This window comes from Aureimonas sp. AU4 (assembly GCF_001463765.1).
In the GTDB taxonomy this organism is placed as follows: domain Bacteria; phylum Pseudomonadota; class Alphaproteobacteria; order Rhizobiales; family Rhizobiaceae; genus Aureimonas.
The window spans coordinates 34,730-51,782 of record NZ_BBWK01000071.1; the positions used below are offsets into that span (position 1 = coordinate 34,730).

18 protein-coding genes are annotated in these 17,053 nt (G+C 70.6%); 9 read left to right on the plus strand and 9 right to left on the minus strand.

Annotated elements, in window-relative coordinates:
- Nucleotides 1–142: 142 nt before the first annotated feature.
- A complete protein-coding gene (locus AUL35_RS23095) occupies nucleotides 143–1,540 on the plus strand; it encodes a DEAD/DEAH box helicase (RefSeq protein WP_082666449.1) in 1,398 nt (465 codons plus the stop codon).
- A 129-nt stretch (nucleotides 1,541–1,669) separates the two neighbouring features.
- Nucleotides 1,670–1,987 carry a polyhydroxyalkanoic acid system family protein gene (locus AUL35_RS18620; RefSeq protein ID WP_062017628.1) on the plus strand — a complete coding sequence of 106 codons (318 nt, stop codon included), beginning with the start codon at nucleotides 1,670–1,672 and terminating at the stop codon, nucleotides 1,985–1,987.
- Nucleotides 1,988–1,990: 3 nt separating this feature from the next.
- Here the strand turns inward: AUL35_RS18620 and AUL35_RS18625 are convergent, their stop codons facing one another.
- A complete protein-coding gene (locus tag AUL35_RS18625) occupies nucleotides 1,991–2,479 on the minus strand; it encodes a hypothetical protein (RefSeq protein ID WP_062017630.1) in 489 nt (162 codons plus the stop codon).
- A gap of 212 nt (nucleotides 2,480–2,691) precedes the next feature.
- Here AUL35_RS18625 and AUL35_RS18630 point away from each other — a divergent pair, with 212 nt between their 5' ends.
- Nucleotides 2,692–3,018, plus strand: coding sequence for a hypothetical protein (locus AUL35_RS18630; RefSeq protein WP_062017632.1), 327 nt, complete (start codon nucleotides 2,692–2,694; stop codon nucleotides 3,016–3,018).
- A 6-nt stretch (nucleotides 3,019–3,024) separates the two neighbouring features.
- Here AUL35_RS18630 and urtE read toward each other — a convergent pair whose 3' ends face one another.
- The 5 genes from urtE to urtA all read right to left on the minus strand — a co-directional run bounded on the left by urtE (nucleotide 3,025) and on the right by urtA (nucleotide 8,776).
- Nucleotides 3,025–3,717, minus strand: coding sequence for an urea ABC transporter ATP-binding subunit UrtE (urtE, locus tag AUL35_RS18635; RefSeq protein WP_062017633.1), 693 nt, complete (start codon nucleotides 3,715–3,717; stop codon nucleotides 3,025–3,027).
- A gap of 3 nt (nucleotides 3,718–3,720) precedes the next feature.
- On the minus strand, nucleotides 3,721–4,554 hold the full coding sequence (gene urtD, locus AUL35_RS18640; protein ID WP_082666450.1) for an urea ABC transporter ATP-binding protein UrtD: 834 nt from the start codon (nucleotides 4,552–4,554) through the stop codon (nucleotides 3,721–3,723).
- 5 nt (nucleotides 4,555–4,559) lie between these two features.
- Nucleotides 4,560–5,705 carry an urea ABC transporter permease subunit UrtC gene (urtC, locus tag AUL35_RS18645; RefSeq protein WP_062017635.1) on the minus strand — a complete coding sequence of 382 codons (1,146 nt, stop codon included), beginning with the start codon at nucleotides 5,703–5,705 and terminating at the stop codon, nucleotides 4,560–4,562.
- Entirely contained in the window at nucleotides 5,702–7,351 is a 1,650-nt protein-coding gene (gene urtB / locus AUL35_RS18650; protein ID WP_062017637.1) for an urea ABC transporter permease subunit UrtB, read from the minus strand. Before urtB ends, urtC begins: the two co-directional genes overlap by 4 nt.
- Before the next feature lie 105 nt (nucleotides 7,352–7,456).
- Entirely contained in the window at nucleotides 7,457–8,776 is a 1,320-nt protein-coding gene (urtA, locus tag AUL35_RS18655) for an urea ABC transporter substrate-binding protein (protein WP_082666451.1), read from the minus strand.
- Nucleotides 8,777–9,050: 274 nt separating this feature from the next.
- Here urtA and AUL35_RS18660 point away from each other — a divergent pair, with 274 nt between their 5' ends.
- Genes AUL35_RS18660 through AUL35_RS18670 form a run of 3 tightly spaced genes read left to right on the plus strand, consistent with a single transcriptional unit; the run spans nucleotide 9,051 to nucleotide 13,021 of the window.
- The gene (locus AUL35_RS18660) at nucleotides 9,051–10,301 is read left to right on the plus strand and encodes a cytochrome c (RefSeq protein ID WP_062017639.1); all 1,251 of its coding nucleotides are present in this window, start codon (nucleotides 9,051–9,053) and stop codon (nucleotides 10,299–10,301) included.
- Nucleotides 10,302–10,313: 12 nt separating this feature from the next.
- Complete coding sequence (locus AUL35_RS18665) at nucleotides 10,314–10,799, plus strand: (2Fe-2S)-binding protein (RefSeq protein ID WP_062017641.1); 486 nt, start codon at nucleotides 10,314–10,316, stop codon at nucleotides 10,797–10,799.
- Nucleotides 10,799–13,021, plus strand: a complete 2,223-nt coding sequence (locus tag AUL35_RS18670) for a molybdopterin cofactor-binding domain-containing protein (RefSeq protein ID WP_062017643.1) — start codon at nucleotides 10,799–10,801, stop codon at nucleotides 13,019–13,021. The genes AUL35_RS18665 and AUL35_RS18670 overlap by 1 nt, the downstream gene beginning before the upstream one ends.
- A gap of 14 nt (nucleotides 13,022–13,035) precedes the next feature.
- On the opposite strand, the gene AUL35_RS18675 is transcribed toward AUL35_RS18670, so the two are convergent.
- On the minus strand, nucleotides 13,036–13,290 hold the full coding sequence (locus AUL35_RS18675) for a hypothetical protein (protein ID WP_062017645.1): 255 nt from the start codon (nucleotides 13,288–13,290) through the stop codon (nucleotides 13,036–13,038).
- 169 nt (nucleotides 13,291–13,459) lie between these two features.
- Here AUL35_RS18675 and AUL35_RS18680 point away from each other — a divergent pair, with 169 nt between their 5' ends.
- Together AUL35_RS18680 and AUL35_RS18685 are read left to right on the plus strand one after the other, a co-directional pair.
- Nucleotides 13,460–13,717 (plus strand): hypothetical protein, encoded by a 258-nt coding sequence (locus tag AUL35_RS18680; RefSeq protein WP_156418070.1) that lies wholly within the window; start codon nucleotides 13,460–13,462, stop codon nucleotides 13,715–13,717.
- A 174-nt stretch (nucleotides 13,718–13,891) separates the two neighbouring features.
- Nucleotides 13,892–14,650, plus strand: coding sequence for a DUF2076 domain-containing protein (locus AUL35_RS18685; protein WP_062017649.1), 759 nt, complete (start codon nucleotides 13,892–13,894; stop codon nucleotides 14,648–14,650).
- Between the two features lie 10 nt (nucleotides 14,651–14,660).
- Here the strand turns inward: AUL35_RS18685 and gph are convergent, their stop codons facing one another.
- Together gph and AUL35_RS18695 are read right to left on the minus strand one after the other, a co-directional pair.
- Nucleotides 14,661–15,356, minus strand: a complete 696-nt coding sequence (gene gph / locus AUL35_RS18690; RefSeq protein ID WP_062017650.1) for a phosphoglycolate phosphatase — start codon at nucleotides 15,354–15,356, stop codon at nucleotides 14,661–14,663.
- Between the two features lie 21 nt (nucleotides 15,357–15,377).
- Entirely contained in the window at nucleotides 15,378–15,884 is a 507-nt protein-coding gene (locus AUL35_RS18695) for a MaoC family dehydratase (RefSeq protein ID WP_062017652.1), read from the minus strand.
- A gap of 248 nt (nucleotides 15,885–16,132) precedes the next feature.
- Between AUL35_RS18695 and AUL35_RS18700 the strand changes: the two genes are divergently transcribed.
- The coding region (locus tag AUL35_RS18700) for a methyl-accepting chemotaxis protein (RefSeq protein WP_156418071.1) at nucleotides 16,133–17,053 on the plus strand (921 nt) is incomplete at its 3' end.

Below are 17,053 nucleotides of genomic sequence, written 5' to 3' on the forward strand. Positions count from 1 at the left end.
TTGTCCCGCACCTTTGCCGGAGATCTGACGAGCGCCCGCCGGACTTCCTTGTCCGGCCGCGGCCCGTGCCGGTGGCGTCCCGCGCAAGGACGTCGCGGCCGCCTCGGGCGCTCCCACGCCCGTTCCGTTCACAAGGTTCTCCTTGACCCAGACGACTTTCCAGGCGCTCGGCCTTGCCGACGCGCTTCTCGCCGCCCTGTCCGCGATGGACATCAGCATTCCGACCCCGATCCAGGCCCAGGCCATCAAGCCCGTCATGACGGGCCGCGACGTTCTCGGCATCGCGCAGACCGGCACCGGCAAGACCGCCGCCTTCTCGCTTCCCATCCTCCACCAGCTTCTCGAGAACCCCCAGCGCCCGAAGTCCGGCTCGGCGCGCGTCCTGGTTCTGGCGCCCACGCGCGAGCTCGCGCTGCAGATCGCCGAGAACGTGAAGGGCTTCACCGCCGGCACCCCGATCCGCCACATGACGGTGTTCGGCGGCGTGTCGATCCGTCCGCAGATCGAGAGCGCCAAGCGCGGCGTCGACATCGTGATCGCGACGCCGGGCCGTCTCCTCGATCTCATCGAGCAGCGCGCGCTGACGCTCGCCGACGTCAAGCACCTCGTGCTCGACGAGGCGGACCGGATGCTCGACATGGGCTTCATCCGCGACATCAACCGCATCGTGAAGATGGTGCCGGAGAAGCGCCAGTCGCTCCTGTTCTCGGCCACCATGCCGCAGAACATCGCCTCGCTCGCGGCCAAGATCCTCAAGGATCCCGTGCGCGTCGAGGTGACGCCCGAGGTCGTGACGGTCGAGAAGATCGAGCAGAGCGTCTTCCTGGTCCCGCAGAAGGCCAAGAAGCACTGGCTGATCAAGCACCTGCCGGGCTTCGACAAGACGGTGATCTTCACCCGCACCAAGCACGGCGCGAACCGTTTGTCGGAAGATCTCGGCAAGGCCGGCATCGAGGCGCTCGCCATCCACGGCAACAAGTCCCAGGGCGCGCGCCAGAAGGCGCTCGGCGAGTTCCATTCCGGCAAGCTGCGGGTGCTGGTCGCCACCGACATCGTGGCGCGCGGCATCCATGTCGACGACATCACCCATGTCGTGAACTTCGACCTGCCGGAAGAGCCGGAAAGCTATGTCCACCGCATCGGCCGCACGGCGCGCGCCGGCAAGTCCGGCGTCGCCATGACGCTGTGCGACCCGTCCGAGAAGCCGAAGCTGCGCCAGGTCGAGAAGCTCACGGGCCTGCGCTTCGACGTGCAGACCACCGAGTTCACCGACGCGTCGGGCTTTGCCGACGAGCCGGCTCGCGAGCCGCGCGGTCCCCGTCAGGGACGCGGCGGGCGTCCCGGCGGCAACGGCGGCGGGCGCTCCGAGGGTGCGCGGCACAGCCCACGCGGCGGCAAGCCCGGCGAGCGTCGCGGCAAGCCGGCCGGCGGCGGCTCCGGCGCACCCGCCCGCGAGGAGCATCGCGGCGGCGGTCGCCCGGGCGGCGCGCGGCGCGGCGGCAATGGCGGCGGCGGTCGGTCGCGACAGGCCAGCAGCTGATACGAAACGAGAGGGCGCCCACGGGGCGCCCTTTTTCGTTCCGGACGGGTCGGCGGGCGTTCGGCGGTTGCGATCCTTGGGCCGGCTCGCCATATCGCGGCCGACACTCGAGAAAAGGACCCGAGCCCGATGGCCGAGACCGTGCGGATCGACATTCCCCACAAGCTGACGCGCGAGGCGGCGCGCCAGCGAATCGACGAGGGGTTCGGCCGCATCCGCTCGGACGCGACCGGCGGCATGCTGAAGTTCGAGGACCACTGGACCGGCGATCACCTCGACTTCCGGGCCCGCATGATGGGCCAGTCCATCGTCGGGCGGCTCGACATCCTGGACGACCACGTCCATGTCGAGCTCGACCTGCCAGGCTTCCTCGCCTCGCTCGCCGGCAAGCTCACCGGCAAGATCCAGCGTGAAGGTCAGGTCCTTCTGGAGAACAAGAAGGCCTGAGCGCTATTTCGAGGCCGTGGCGGCGCTGGTCAGCGTCGCCTCCGCGGCCTTGACGGTGCCGCCCGTCGAGGTTCCCTCGATGGAGAGGATCTCGCCCAGGCCCGGCACGACGGTGCCGACGCGCACGCGAACCAGCTCGTCGCGCGTGGCGAGCAGCGCCTCGCCCTCGAACACCATCACGATCTGGTAGTCGCTCGGCACCGGCTGGCGCACGCGCACCACGGTCTGCGCCGGCATGGCGCCGGCCGTGTCCACCGAGCCCGTCAGCGTCGGGTCGAGCTTGGGCGGCATGGAGGCGAGCGCCGCCTCCTGGAAGTAGCCGGGCGAGCGCACCGAGATGACGTAGGACACGGTGAAGAAGCCGAGCGAGCCCATGGCGAGGATCACGGACAGCGTGCCCACGACCCAGTCGGCGCCTGACCAGTTCTCGGTACGGGGGCGCCAGAAGGCGGGCGCGGGCGGCAGGTCGTCGTCTGAAACAGCAAGGGTCATGGGCGTCGTCAACTCCGGGAGCGAGGGTTCGACTGTGCGATCGCCCGCGATGGTCGGCCCGGCGCGTTAAGGAAACCGTGCTTTTGCGGAGACGCCCGCGCGCTCCCTTTCAACATGGTTTCCGGTTGGTGAAGGCCACGTCCCGGTTTGCCGCCCGGCCACGTTCCGCGCTATGGCCGAGGTGGCCATGCGTCAGCGAAAGGACCCGGGGCGTGATCTTCGAGCGACGTCAGGAGCCCCGGCGCTCCACGCGGCTGCGGCCGGGCAAGCTCTTGACGGAAGGCGGCCAGTTCCTGTGCGACTGCGCCGTGGTGGAGCGCTCCGAGACGGGCGCGCGCATCCGCGCCTTCGCACCGGTCGAGACGATGCTGCCGGAAAACCTGTTTCTCTACGAAGAGGTGGAGGCGCGGCGCACGCGCGTGCGCATCGCCTGGGCGAAGGGGGCCGAACTCGGCCTGACCGTCACCGCGCTCGCCGAGGAGATCGTCGGCATCGAGCGCGAACGCATCGCCGGGCGCTACTACGCGGTCGGCGGTTGAGGGCCGTCAGACGGTGAGGTGCGCCCGTACGGCCGGGTCGTCGAGATCGGCGCCGACGCCCGAAAAGACGATCTGGCCGCGATCCATCACATAGACCCGGTCGGCCAGTTCGCGGCAGAAGTCGAGATACTGCTCGACCAGGAGCACCGCGATCCCCTCCCCCCGCAGGAAGCGGATGGCGCGGCCGATATCCTTGATGATCGAGGGCTGGATGCCCTCCGTCGGCTCGTCGAGCACGAGAAGCTTGGGGCGCGTCACGAGCGCCCGGCCGATGGCGAGCTGCTGCTGCTGGCCGCCCGACAGGTCGCCGCCGCGCCGTCCGAGCATCGATTGGAGGATCGGGAAGAGCTCGAAGACATGCGGCGGCACCGAGCGCTCGGAGCGCTTCAACGGCGCGTAGCCGGTCTCGAGGTTCTCGCGCACGGTGAGAAGCGGAAACACCTCGCGCCCCTGCGGCACGAAGCCCAGCCCCAGGCGCGCGCGCCGGTAGGGCGCGGTGCCGCCGAGGTCGCGCCCCTCCAACGCGATCCGACCGCGCCGCACGGGCTGCTGGCCGACCACCGCGCGCATCAGGCTCGTCTTGCCGACGCCGTTTCGCCCGAGGACGCAGGTGATCTCGCCGGCCTTGGCCTCCAGCGACACGCCGCGCAGCGCCTGCGCGGCACCGTAAAACAGGTCGACGTCGGTGACTTTCAGCATCGTTCAGCGCCCCAGATACACTTCGACGACGCGCGGATCGGCCGAGACCTGATCGAGCGGCCCCTCCGCCAGGACGTGGCCCTCGTGCAGGCAAGTGACCTTCACGCCGAGCGCGCGCACGAAGTGCATGTCATGCTCGACCACGATCACCGAGCGCGTCCGGGCGATCTCCTTGAGCAGGAGCGCCGTTTCCTCGGTCTCGGCGTCGGTCATGCCGGCCACCGGCTCGTCGACGAGAAGCAGTTCGGGGTCCTGCGCGATCAGCATGCCGATCTCCAGCCACTGCTTCTGCCCGTGGCTGAGGTCGGCGGCGAGGCGCGCGCGATGGTCGCCGAGCCGCGTCAGCGCGAAGACCTCGTCGATGCGCCGGCGCTCGGACGGCGCGAACGGGTCGAATAGCGCGCGAAAGACGCCGCGTGCGCCTGAGAGAGCAAGGCGCAGGTTGTCCTCCACCATATGGCTCTCGAAGACGGTCGGCTTCTGGAACTTGCGGCCGATGCCGAGCCGCGCGATCGCGGCCTCGTCGTGGCGCGTCAGGTCGATGTCGCCGCGAAAGAAGACGGCGCCGGAATCGGGCCGCGTCTTGCCGGTGACGATGTCCATCATCGTGGTCTTGCCGGCGCCGTTCGGGCCGATGATCGCGCGCATCTCGCCGCGCGCGACGACCAGCGACAGGTCGTTGATCGCCCGGAAGCCGTCGAAGCTCTTGTTGACCCCATCGAGATAGAGAAGCGTGTCGCCGCCGCGGGGACCGAGGTTCGCGGCATCCAGCGCGCGCTGCGTGGCGTAGGGGTGAGGCGAGACGCGCGGGCGCCCGGGCGCTTCGAAGCTGTCCATGCGCCCTACTCCGCCGGGTTCGCGAGCGGCACGGCGACGCCACGCTCGGCCTCGGCCGAGCGACGCCGCGCCCGCAGCGCCCGCCAGTTATGGTCGATCGTGCCGACGATCCCGCGCGGCAGGAAGAGCGTGACGCCGACGAAGAGGCCGCCGAGGATGAAGAGCCAGAACTCGGGCGCGGCGGCCGTGAAGACGCTTTTCGCCCCGTTGACGAGCACGGCCCCGACCACCGGCCCGAGGATCGTGCCGCGCCCGCCGACCGCGGCCCAGACCACGAGCTCGATCGAGTTGAGCGGCGCGAACTCGCCGGGATTGATGATGCCGACCTGCGGCACGTAGAGCGCGCCGGCGACGCCTGCGATCATGGCCGAGAGCGTGAAGGCGAAGAGCTTCACGTATTCCGGTCGCCAGCCGAGGAAGCGCGTGCGGCTCTCGGCGTCGCGTACGGCCACCATGAGAAGGCCGAGCTTGGAGCGGGTGATCCACCCGACGAGCAGCACCGAGAGCGCGAGGAGCAACGCGGTGGCCGCGAACAGCGCCGCTCGCGTCGTGCCGGCCTGCACGGGATAGCCGCGGATGTCCTTGAAGTCGGTGAGGCCGTTATTGCCGCCGAACCCCATGTCGTTCCGGAAGAAGGCCAGCATCAGCGCGTAGGTGAGCGCCTGCGTGATGATCGAGAGGTAGACGCCGGTGACGCGCGAGCGGAAGGCGAGGAAGCCGAACAGGAAGGCGAGAAGCGCGGGCGCGAAGAACGCGATCAGCATGGCGAAGGGAAAGCTGTCGAAGCCCAGCCAGAACCAGGGCAGCTCGCGATACTGCAGGAAGACCATGAAGTCCGGCAGGACGGGATGGCCGTAGACGCCCCGGCTGCCGATCTGGCGCATGAGGTACATGCCCATCGCATAGCCGCCGATCGCGAAGAAGGCGCCGTGGCCGAGCGAGAGGATGCCGCAATAGCCCCAGACGAGGTCGAGCGCGAGGGCGAGCATCGCGTAGGCGAGGTACTTGCCGAGGAGCGGCACGAGATGGTCCGGCACGTGGAAGGCGCCCCCTGCGGAGACGAGGAGGTTCAGCGCGGGAACCAGGATGGCGGCGAGGAGGAGCGCGACCGCCAGCCAGATCGCGCGATGTCCGAGGCGAGCGGCGATCATGCGTCGACGAAGCGTCCCTTGAGGGCGAAGAGACCGCGCGGCCGCTTCTGGATGAAGAGGATGATGAGGACGAGGACGGCCACCTTGCCGAGCACGGCGCCGGCATAGGGCTCCAGGAACTTGTTGAGGACGCCGAGCGTGACGGCGCCGACGAGGGTCCCCCAAAGGTTGCCCACCCCGCCGAAGACGACCACCATGAAGCTGTCGATGATGTAGCCCTGGCCGAGGTCCGGCGACACGTTGTCGATCTGGCTGAGCGCCACGCCCGCCATGCCGGCGATGCCGGAGCCGAGCGCGAAGGTCAGCGCGTCCACCATGGGGGTGCGGATGCCCATGGCGGCCGCCATGCGCCGGTTCTGGGTGACCGCGCGCATCTTGAGGCCGGCCGCCGTGCGGTTCAGCGCGACCAGAAGCGCGGCGAAGACCACGACGGCAAAGACGATGATCCAGAGCCGGTTCCACGTCACCGCCATCAGCCCGACCTCGAAGGAGCCCGACATCCAGGAGGGGTTGGCGACCTCGCGGTTGGTCGGCCCGAAGATCGTGCGCACGAGTTGCTGGAGCATGAGCGAGACGCCGAAGGTGGCGAGCAGCGTTTCCAGCGGGCGTCCGTAGAGAAAGCGGATGAGGCAGCGCTCCATCAGGAAGCCGACGAGGCCCGCCGCGAGAAAGGCGAGCGGCAGGGCGATCGCCAGCGACCAGTCGCTCAAAGAGGGCGCGCTGGCGCGCAGCGCCTGCTGCACGACGAAGGTCGTGTAGGCGCCGATCATCACCATCTCGCCATGCGCCATGTTGATGACGCCCATGACGCCGAAGGTGATCGCAAGGCCGATCGCGGCCAGAAGCAGGACCGAGCCGAGCGACAGGCCGTACCAGACGTTCTGGAGCTGCGCCCAGAAGGCGATCTCGGCGCGGATCGCATCCGCCGCCCGTCCGGCCGCCGTCGCCACGGCCGGGTCTCGGTCGCCCTCGAGCGCGGACAGGACGTTAAGGGCCGGGCGATCGGCCCGACGCTCGACGGTCGCGACGGCCTCGAGGCGGGAGGAAGCGCTGGCGGCGGGATCGCGCAAGGTGGCGACGGCGCGCGCCTCCTCCAGCGCGGCGCGCACGCCGGCCTCGCTCTCGCGCGACAGCGCGGCGTTGAGCGTCGCGGCGTCGCCGGGCGCCGCGCGCTCGAACAGGCCGCGCGCGGCGCTGAGCCGCTGCGCGGGGTCGCTCGATCCGAGCGTCAGCGCGCCGAGAGCCTCGGCAACGAGCGTGCGGATCGAATTCTTGACGCGCACCTTTTCCAGCGCCGCCTTCGGAAGGACGCCGAGCGCCTCGCCGGTCACGGGATCGGCGGCCGCGATCTCGGCTCCCTGCGCGGATCCGATCACGACCCGACCGTCGGCCTTGCCGTAGAAGAGGTTGCCGTCGGCCAGCGCCCGCAGCGCCGGCTCGGCGGACGGATCGCCCAGCGCGCCGATCGCGCGCACGCTCGCCTCGGTCTCGTCGAATGAGCGCTTGCCGCCCAGCGACTGGATCAGCGACGCCACCGATACCGGCTCCTGCGCCCCGGCCGGCCGCGGCGCGAGGCCTGCGAGGAGGAAACCCGCGACGAGCGCGAGCGACAGGAGAAGGGCGAACCGTTCGAACGGTCGGGCCATGGGCGTCGGATCCTCGGAAGGAAGGGGTCGCCGGGACGGCGGCGAAGGTGCCGTCCCGGCTCCTTGAAGCCGGCCCGGGAGAGCGGCCGGCTTCGGGGACGAGCGTCAGTTCGCGGCGGCCTGCTGGCCCGCGCCGCCGCACTTGCCGGTTTCGGTGTTGAAGTTTCCGCAGTTCATCGGCTTGCGCCAGTCGGAGATGAGGGGCTTCGACTCCGGCAGATAATCGGACCACTCGTCGCCGAGCACGAGGCCGGGGGTCTCGTCGACCACCTCGAACTGGCCGTCGCCCTGGATCTCGCCGATCAGCACGGGCTTGGTGATGTGGTGGTTGGGGCCCATCGAGGAGACGCCGCCGGTGAGGTTCGGCACCGCGACGCCGACCATGGCGTCGACCACCTTGTCGGTGTCGGTCGTGCCGGCGGCTTCCACCGCCTTCACCCACATGTTGAAGCCGATGTAGTGGGCTTCCATCGGGTCGTTGGTGACGCGCTTGTCGTTCTTGGTGAACGCGTGCCAAGCCTTGATGAACTCGGCGTTCTCGGGCGTGTCGACGCTCTGGAAGTAGTTCCAGGCGGCCAGGTGCCCGACGAGCGGCCCGGTGTCGATGCCGGCCAGCTCCTCCTCGCCCACCGAAAAGGCCATGACCGGGATGTCGCCGGCCGAGACGCCCTGGTTGGCGAGCTCCTTGTAGAACGGCACGTTGGCGTCGCCGTTCACGGTGGAGACCACGGCCGTCTTCTTGCCGCCCGAGCCGAACTCCTTGATCGCGGCGACCTCGGTCTGCCAGTCGGAGAAGCCGAAGGGCGTGTAGTTGATCTTGATGTCCTCGGCGGCGACGCCCTTGGACTTGAGGTAGGCCTCGAGGATCTTGTTGGTTGTGCGGGGGTAGACGTAGTCCGTTCCCTCCAGCACCCAGCGCTCGACGCCCTCGTTCATCAGGTAGTCGACGGCGGGAATGGCCTGCTGGTTGGGCGCGGCGCCGGTGTAGAAGACGTTGCGCTCGGACTCCTCTCCCTCGTACTGCACGGGGTAGAAGAGGATCGAGTTCAGCTCCTTGAAGACCGGGAGCACGGACTTGCGCGACACGGAGGTCCAGCAGCCGAAGACGGCGGCGACCTTGTCCTGCGCGATGAGGCCGCGCGCACGCTCGGCGAAGAGCGGCCAGTCGGAAGCGGGGTCCACCACCACGGCCTCCAGCGGCCGGCCGAGGAGGCCGCCCTTCTTGTTCTGCTCGTCGATGAGCATGAGCATGGCGTCCTTCAGGGTCGTCTCCGAGATCGCCATCGTGCCCGACAGCGAGTGGAGGATGCCGACCTTGATGGGCTCGCCGGTCGGCGGCGCGGCTTGCGCGAAGGCGGCCGAACCGGCGGCGCCGGCGATGCCGAACGCGGCGAGCACGGAAAGGAACCGGGAGGCAGCTGTCATGAACGAGTTTCCCCTGCAGGCTCGGCCGTCCCCCTGACGGCGTCACATTCCCGTCATGGCAAGCTCCGTGCCAGTTTCGAAAACCCGCGCTGGCAAAGGGTTCGAACGCAAAGAACGGGCGGAAAACGCTCAGCACGAAAGCGGGTTGAACGTTTTTTAATCATGCCTTGAACTATGCAGCCGGCGGCGGCCGAAACCGTCGCAGCCGCGCTCCCCTGGCGTTCCCGCTGCAAAAGGGCATGTTGCCTGATCAAGAGTTCTAGTTCGGCCTTTCATGCGTTTCCTCCTCGCCGCGATCCTCGTTCCCCTTGTCCTCGTCGCCGGCTTCCTCGCCTACGCGCTTTCGCCGCGCGAGATCGAGGCGATCGCGCCGCCCGCCCGCGTGAGCTTCTCGCCGGTCGCCATCGAGCGAGGGCAGCGCTTGGCGCTTCTGGGAAACTGCAACGTCTGCCACACGGCGGAGGGCGGGCGGCCCTATAGCGGCGGCTACGGCGTCGAGACGCCGTTCGGCACGATCTACGGCACCAACATCACGCCCGAGCCCGAGACCGGCATCGGCGCATGGAGCCTCGAGGCGTTCGACCGCTCCATGCGAGAGGGCATCGACCGCGAGGGGCGACACCTTTATCCCGCCTTCCCCTACGACCATTTCACGAAGATCTCCGACGGCGACGTCGCCGCGCTCTACGCCTTCCTGATGACGCGCGAGCCCGTGCGCGAGGCGGCGCGTGCGAACGATCTGCCTTTCCCCTTGCGTTTCCGCCCGCTGCTCGCCGGCTGGAAGCTCCTCGCCTTCCGCGAGGGGCGTTTCGAGCCGGACGCCGCCGCCGATGCCGAGGTCGACTACGGCCGCTACCTCGTGGAGGGGCTCGGCCATTGCGGCGCCTGCCACACGCCGCGCAACCTGATCCAGGCCGAGCGCCGCGACGCGGCGCTTCGCGGCGGCGTCTCGGCCGGCTGGACGGCGCCGGCCATCGCCGGCGAGGCGGCGGCGGCGGTGCCCTGGACGCAAGCCTCGCTCGAGACCTACCTCAGCGACGGGTTCGACCCCGACCACGGCGCGGGAGCGGGCCCGATGCAGCCGGTCGGCGTCAATCTCGCGCGCACCCCGAGCGAGGACGCGCGCGCCGTGGCCGCCTACCTGATGACGGTCCTGCAGCCGCGTCCCGCGCTCCCGCCGCCCTTGGCAGATCCTGCCGCGGACCCCGCCACCATCGCGCTCTTCGAGGGCGCCTGTCTGTTCTGCCATGACGGCGCGGCGAGCGGAGGCGCGCGGGGCGTCACGCTCGACAGGAGCACGGCGGTCCAGGCCGAGGACGCCACCAACCTTGTCAACTTCCTCTTCCACGGCCGGCAGCCGGCGGCAGGCTCTGCCGGAAGCCATATGCCGGGCTTTGCGGCGGCCCTGACCAACGATCAGGCGGAAGCGCTCGTCGCCTATGTCCGGGCGCGCTATTCCGGCCTGCCGCCCTTTCCCGACACGGCCGAGGCCGTGCGCGCGGCCCGCCGCGCCAGCGCGCCGTAGAAGGAGCGTCCCATGCTGCGCATCACCGTCAACGGCCGCACGCACGAGACCGAGGCGGACCCGGCCATGCCGCTTCTCTACTTCTTGCGCGGAGAGCTGGAGCTGAACGGCGCGAAATACGGCTGCGGCGTCGGCCAGTGCGGCTCCTGCGCCGTGCTCGTCGAGGGACGCCGCGTCTTTTCCTGCCTCCTGCCGATCGCCGCGATCGCGGGACGCAACGTCACGACCCTCGAAGGTCTCGGCACGGCGGAGGCGCCCGGCCGCGTCCAGGCGGCCTTCCTGGAGGAGCAGGCCGCCCAGTGCGGCTACTGCATTCCCGGCATGATCGTGGCGGTGGAGGCGCTGTTGCGCGCCGACCCCGCGCCGGGCGAGACCGCGATCCGGGAGGCGCTGGAGCCTCACCTGTGCCGATGCGGCACGCACGAGCGTATCCTGCGTGCGGCCCGCCGCGCCGCCGGCCGCCCGGAGCGCACCGCAGCCCTGGAGGAGACGCCGTGATGCGCCGCCGCGAGGTCCTGAAGGGCGGCACCCTCCTCTTCGCCTTCGCGATCGCGCCCCGCCGGGCGGGCGCGCAGGAGAGCCTCGGCGGCGAGGGCCAGGCGGCGGGCGGCGACCTGCCGGGAAGCCTGAGCAAAACCCCGCGCCTCGACAGCTGGATCAAGGTGGAGGCGGACGGGCGGATCACGGTCTTCACCGGCAAGGCCGAACTCGGCCAGGGCATCCGCACGGCGCTCTGGCAGGTGGCGGTGGAGGAGCTGCGCGCCGATCCCGCGAGCGTCACGCTCCAGACCGCCGACACGGGCCTGACGCCCGACGAGGGCTATACGGCAGGCAGCCATTCCATGACGGAAAGCGGCACCGCGATCCGCCATGCCGGCGCGCAGGTGCGCGAGCTCCTGGTGGCGGCCGCCGCGCGCCGCCTCGGGCTCGACGCCGGCACGCTTCGGGCCGAGAACGGACGCGTGCTCGCGCCCGACGGGCGGAGCCTCGGTTATGGCGAGGTCGCGGGCGAGGCGGACACGGCAAGCGACGCGGCGCCCCGGTCCCGGCTCACCGAGCCCACCGCCTTCCGCGTGATGGGCCGAAGCATTCCGCGCCGCGACCTGCCGGCCAAGCTCACCGGCGTCGCCAGCTACGTGCAGGACCTGCGCCTGCCCGGCATGCTGCACGCGCGCCTCGTGCGCCCGCCGGAGCCGGGATGCCGCCTCCTCGGCGTCGACACCGCCGCGACGCAAGCGCTGCCGGGGATCGAGGCCGTGATCCGCGAGGGCTCGTTCCTGGCGGTCGTCGCGCGCGGCGAATACGAGGCGATCCGCGGGCGCGAGCAGCTCATGCGCGACGCGCGCTGGAGCGAGCCGCCGCGCCTTCCCGATCCCGGCGGCGTCCACGACTGGCTGCGCCAAGCCGATGCCGACGTCTCGGTAATCCGCGACCAGACCGGTCCCACGCCGCCGGAGGGCGAATGGATCGCGGCGACCTTCCGCCGCCCCTACCAGATGCACGGCTCGATCGGCCCCTCCTGCGCCGTCGCCCATCTGGAGAACGGCTCGCTCACCGTCTGGAGCCACACGCAGGGCGTCTCGCCCGACCGCGACGCCATCGCCGAGCTCGTCGGCCTCGACCCGGCGCGCGTGCGCGTCATTCATCAGGAAGGCTCGGGCTGCTACGGGCACAACGGGGCGGACGACGCGGGCGGCGACGCCGCGCTGATCGCGACGCGCCTGCCCGGCCGGCCGGTGCGCGTGCAGTGGATGCGCGAGGACGAACACGTCTTCGAGCCCTACGGCTCGGCCATGGTGACCCAGGCCGGCGCGCGGCTTTCGGGCGAGGGCCGGATCACGCAATGGCGCTACGACGTCTGGTCGACGCCCCATTCCACGCGCCCCGGCCGGGCCGGCAACCTTCTGGCCGGCATGCTGATGGAGCCGCCGCGCGAGCCCGAGCCGCCGGCCAACATCCCGCAACCGACGGGCGGCGGCGACCGCAACGCCATTCCCGGCTACGCCGTGCCCCACATGCATGTGGTCAAGCATTTCGTGCCGCAGATGCCGCTGCGCGTCTCGGCGATGCGCGGTCTCGGCGCCTTCCACAACGTGTTCTCGACCGAGAGCTTCATGGACGAGCTGGCGCTGCGGGCGAAGGTCGATCCCGTCGCCTTCCGCCTCGCCCATCTCGACGACCCGCGCGCGCGCGCCGTGGTGGAGCGGGCCGCGGCCGAGTTCGGCTGGGCGGACTGGCGGGCGGACGCTCCTTCCAAGGGGCGCGGCTTCGCCTATGCGCGCTACAAGCTGCTCGAAGCCTATTGCGCGGTGGCGTTGGAGGTCGAGGTCGAGCGCGACACCGGCGTGGTGCGGATCGGCCGGGTCGTGGCGGCGGTGGATTCCGGCCAGCCGGTGAACCCGGACGGTATCCGCAACCAGATCGAGGGCGGCATCGTCCAGTCGGCGAGCTGGACCTTGTTCGAGTCGGTCCGCTTCGGCGAGAGCGGGCTCGCCTCGCGGGACTGGGCCACCTACCCGATCCTGCGATTCGGCCAGGCGCCGCGCTCGATCGCGGTGCATGTGCTGGAGCGGCCGGGCGAGCCGTTCCTGGGAACCGGCGAGGCCTCGCAGGGGCCGGCCGCCGCCGCGATCGCGAACGCTGTGGCGGACGCCTGCGGCGCGCGCATCCGCGACCTGCCGCTGCGCCCCGACCGGATCACCGCCGCCCTGGCGGGGTGATCCGCTCCGATCCGTCAGCGCGCGGCCGAGCGGATCGCCTCGATCACCTTGCCCAGCGCCTCCAGTCCCTCGTCGGTGAGCGTGCCGCGCTCGCCGTCGGGCGACAGGAGACCGGCCTCTTCCATCTCGCTCACGCCCTGGCTGTCGGCCTTGTGGCCCTTGCCGTCGTCCAGCACGACGCGCGTCACGGTCTCGCCGCTGACGAGCGAGTGGTAGGCGGCGAAGGTGAGGATCGACAGGGCCTTGTCGCTGAGCGCGGTCTGGGACATGGGGCGGGAAACCTTTTCGGGATCGTCTCTCAAGGGCTCGTGAAACGCGCGTCGCGCCGATGCGATCCCGCGACCGGATAAGTGACGCACCTCCCCGCCCGCCCTTCTCGACACCGCCCCATTGTCCCGCTAACTCACGCGCCGCGAAGACCCGAAAGCCACCGAGACGATGACTGCCCCTGTGGATCCCGAGATCAGCGCCCTGATCGGCGAAGTGATCGAGGCCGATCTCCTGAAGCCCAACTCCCCCGAGCTCGACGTCGCCCGCCTTGTCGCCCTCAAAGGCCAGGGTGCTCTCGACGCGCGCCAGCGCGACATCTTCGAGCGCCTGGTGCTTCCGATCCTCGCCAAGCCGTTGCGCGACCAGGTCGCGATCGCCTCGATCCTGCGGCGCGGCGGCTACGTTCCGCGCAAGATCCAGTACTGATGGACGCCCTCACGCACGCGTGAGCGGGAACGCGGGAGGCCTCACGATGATTTCGAAGGCGCGCCGCTGGAACGGGGCGACCCGAGGTCGCACATCTCCGGACGGCGCGCCGGAATCGAGGCCACAAGCTTCCGGCCGGCGCACGGCAACGCGAAGGTCCTGGAAGGAACCGTCATGGACTCCAACGAACAGCAGATGATCCGCGGCCTGTTCGGCCGCCTGGGCGAGGCCGAGCGCAGTGCGCCCCCGCGCGATCCCGAGGCGGAGCAGTTCATCCGCCGGGCCGTCGAGTCCCAGCCGGCCGCGCCCTACTACATGGCCCAGACCATGATCGTGCAGGAGGAGGCGCTGAAGGCCGCCAACGCCCGCATCGAGCAGCTGGAAGCGCAGGTGCGCGAGCGCCCCTCCGGCTCGCCGGGCGGCTTCCTCGGCGGCCTGTTCGGCGGCGGCTCCTCGTCGCGCGAGCCCGCACGGCCGCCGCAAGGCGGCATCGACCAGCAGCCCGGCTACGCGCAGGGCGGCGGCTACGGGCAGCCGCCGCGCGGCGGACCCTGGGGCGGAGCGCAGCAGGCCGCGCCCTACGGAGGGGCGCCCGGCGGATACGGCGCCCCGATGGGCGGCGACATGATGGGCGGGCGTGGCGGCGGCGGCTTCCTGGCGGGTGCCGCTCAGACCGCCGTCGGCGTCGCGGGCGGCGTGATGCTCGGCTCCATGCTCGGCAACCTCTTCACGGGCGGCCATCCGTTCGGGGGCGAGCAGGTGACCGAGAACATCACCAACGAGACCGTCAACGAGACGGTGAACAACGAGGGCGCCGAGCCGGCCGTGGATTCGGGCGGCGACTACGACCGTGCCGCCTACGAGGACGGCGGGGTCCAGGACGCCTCCTACGACGACTACGACGCCGGCGGCGGCGACTTCGAGGAGATCTGAGGCGCCGGCCTCAGCGCGCCGGCATCAATGCGTCGATCGCCTCGCCGATCTGGTCGAGGCGATCGATCACGTGGCCTGCGCCCATGGCGTCGACCGGCACGCGCGAGTAACCGCCGCGCACCGCCACCACCGGCATGGCAGCGGCAAGCGCCGCCTCGACGTCGTTCTCTGAGTCGCCCACGAACAGCGCCTCCCCCGGCTCCATACCGAGCCGGGTGCAGGCGAGGATCAGGAGATCGGGCTCGGGCTTCTTGCGCGGGCCGGCGTCGCCGCCCACCACCACGTCCATCAGACCGTCCAGGCCGAAATGGCTGAGCACGGCGTGCGTCTCGGCCTCCGGCTTGTTGGTGACGACGCCGAGCCGCACCCCTCTCGCCTGGAGTTCGCGCACCGTCAGGCTCGCCCCCGCGTTGAGCGTCGTCAGCTCGGTCGAGCGGGCTGAGTAGATCGCGAGGTAGCGCTCGGCGATCTTGCCGGCGCTGGCGGGGTCGATCTCCTTGTCCAGCGCCTCGAAGGCCCGGCGGATCAGCACCTCGACGCCCCCGCCCACCATGCGCGCGACGGCCTCGGGTGTGAAGGGCGGCTCGCCGAGGCTCGCCAGCGTCTCGTTCAGCGCGGCGTGGATGTCGGGCAGCGAGTCGATCAGCGTGCCGTCGAGGTCGAAGAGGACGGCTCGGGGCCAGGCGGGCGCGGCGGTGTCGGTCATGGGCGTCGGCTTGTCCTTCTTTCAGGCGGCGGGCGGCTCGAGCACGGCGAGCGTGATCCAGCGCGCGGTGAGCGCCGGCTTGGGCGCGCCCTCGATCTCGACCGCCGCCTCCCAGCTCGACTGGAGGCTGACGGCGCGCTCCGTGATGCCCCGCAGCGTGAAGCGTCCCCGCACGCGCGCCCCCGAGCGCACGGGGGTGAGGAAGCGAACCTCCTCGAAGCCGTAGTTGATGCCCATGCGCGTGCGCTCCACGCCCGGCAGCGCGTCGAAGGCGAGCGGCGACAGGAGCGAGAGCGTCAGGAAGCCGTGCGCGATCGTGCCGCCGAAGGGCGTCTCCGCGCGGGCGCGCTCGGGGTCGACATGGATGAACTGGTGGTCGCGCGTGGCGCTTGCGAACATGTCGATCATCGGCTGGTCGACGGTCAGCCAGTCCGACACGAAGGGCTCCCCGTCGACATAGGTCCGGTAGGTCTCGATCGCGACGAGACGCTGGCGCAGCGCCGCCTCGGCGGCGGAGGGATCTGTCATCGGGCCATCCGGGCGCATGGAGAAGCGGCATCAACCGCCATGCGGGGCTCCATACGACGCGCCGGCCCGGGCGCCAAGCGATCGCGCGGATTTACGGTGGACTCACCATTCCCGACGAATCGCCCCCGTCGAGGGAACCGGCTGAACCAATCAGCAAGGGCGGCACGGCGAAACTTCGCCCGCGGGTCGAACGGCCCGCCGGCTTCGACGACCCGAGTTGCGGCCGTGTTCTCCAGGGGATTTACGCCATGCTCCCGCGCCCGCGCCTGTCGCTCCGTCTCAAGATCACGCTTCTGGCGCTGTTCAGTCTGGTCGCCCTTTCGGCCGTCAATCTCTGGCAGGTCCGCCAGACCATGCGCGCCGACGCGCTCGAGAAGGGCATGGCGCAGCAGGACGCCAACATGCGCACCGCCTGGGAGGTGATGGGCAAGTACGGCAACCAGTTCCGCCTCGTGGACGGCACGCTGAGCCTGGGCGTTCGCAAGCTCAACGACTTCGCCGAGCCGGTGGACCGCATCAAGGAACTGGTCGGCGGCGTCGCGACGATCTTTGCCGACGGCACGCGCATCGCCACCAACGTCCTGAAGCCGGACGGCTCGCGGGCGGTGGGCACCAAGCTGACCGCGCCCGCCGTTCTCGACGCGGTTCTCGCCAAGGGGCAGCCTTATCGCGGCGAGGCCGACATTCTCGGCCAGCGCCATCTCGTCGCCTACGACCCGATCAAGGACGCGGCCAACCGCACGATCGGCGTCCTCTTCGTCGGCATGCCGGAGAGCACCTATCTCACCGCCGTCGACACGCTCGTCGTGCAGATGGCGATCACGAACCTCGTGGTGCTGTTCGTCGTCGCGACGCTCGCCCTTCTGGCATCCGGCTGGATGCTGCGTCCGCTCAAATCGCTGCGCGAGACCGTCGGCCGCATCGCGGGCGGCGACCTCAGCGACATCGGCGAGGTGCGCGGGAGCGACGAGATCGCCGACCTCCAGCGTGCCGTGAACGCGATGACCGGCGAGTTCCGCCGGATCGTGCACGGGGTGCGCGTTTCCTCCGCGCGCGTCGCCACGGGTTCCTCGCGCTCGGCCGAGACCGCCGTTCGCCTTTCGGCCGGCGCCACGCAGCAGGCGGCGGCCTCGGAGGAAGCCTCGGCCGCCATGGAGGAGATGACCGCC